Here is a 1,224-nt window from a genome sequence, read left to right on the forward strand (position 1 = left end):
TAGGGAAACGCTGATCAATTTGTATGTGGGCAACTGACGTTCCCAATGTGGCCCGAGTACTATCTCCGCGATCAATCTTTAGCCACTGTCAGTGGCGTTTTTTACCTGGCAGCCTTGTTTTCCGGCTGCCCAGCCGAATTCAAGACACACTACCCCCACCAAGATGTCTCTGACATCGTCCCGCCAGCACCAGATTAGCCAGTGCAAATAAGCTAAGCAGCTGCGCCTGGTTCTTGGCCAGTCCCTGGTAGCGAACCTTGCGGTAGCCGAAGAGATTTTTGACGACATGAAACGGGTGCTCGACCTTGGCGCGGATACTGGCCTTAGTCTTTTCGAAGGCCAGCAGCAGCGCTTTCTTTCGACTGTCTTCCATTCGCTTGATGGCGCCGCGTCTGGCAGCGGCGCAGCACCGAGTGTCCGGGTCATGCTTATTTTCACCCAGATAGTTTTCCATGCCGAGATAACCCGCATCGCCGTATATTCGCTTGTCATCCTCACGAACCAAATGCCCCGTCATGGTGACATCGGCGACATTAGCCGAGGTGGCGGCCACACTGTGGGTCAGCCCCGTCACGGCATCGACGCCGATATGGGCCTTCATCCCGAAGAACCATTGATTCCCTTTCCGGGTCTGCTTCATCTCTGGATCACGTTGTTTGGCCTTGTTCTTGGTGGAAGGCGCCGCCGCCACAATGGTGGCGTCAACGATAGTGCCCTCGCGCATGAACAGGCCCTGGTCAGCCAGACTGGCATTGATCTCTTCGAAGATCCGTTGAGTCAGGGCATGCTTCTCAAGCAGATGGCGAAAGCGAAGCAACGTGGTCGCGTCGGGAACACTCTCGATGGCCAGGTCGATACCGATGAAGTCGCGCATGGCCTGGCTGTCATAGATGGCATCTTCAAGCGCCTCATCGGCCAGTGCATACCATTGCTGGAGGAAATAGATCCGCAACATCCGTTCCAGACCGATGGGTGGCCGACCGCGCTTGCCCGCCGACGTCGGAAAGTAGGACGGCGACAACGCCCCAATCAAGCGTTGCCATGGCATCAAGGCCTCCATCTGCGCCAGAAACCGTTCCCGGCGGGTGACCTTCTTCTTGTTCTGGTGCTCAGCCTGAGCAAACGAGATCTGCTTCATTGGAAACTCAGTCGGACAGTGGAAGACGATATTTTACCCTGCCGGTGGCACTTAGGCAGCCACGGCTGTATTTATGCAGCGTTTCC

1 protein-coding gene is annotated in these 1,224 nt (G+C 56.2%); it reads right to left on the reverse strand.

Features of this window, described 5'->3' with window-relative positions; translation table 11 throughout:
• Nucleotides 1-139 precede the first annotated feature (139 nt).
• Nucleotides 140-1,138 carry an IS5 family transposase gene (locus CXF87_RS12080; RefSeq protein ID WP_101146784.1) on the reverse strand — a complete coding sequence of 333 codons (999 nt, stop codon included), beginning with the start codon at nt 1,136-1,138 and terminating at the stop codon, nt 140-142.
• Between the last annotated feature and the right edge of the window lie 86 nt (nt 1,139-1,224).

This window comes from Halomonas sp. MES3-P3E (assembly GCF_002836035.1).
Classification (GTDB): Bacteria; Pseudomonadota; Gammaproteobacteria; order Pseudomonadales; family Halomonadaceae; genus Vreelandella; species Vreelandella arctica.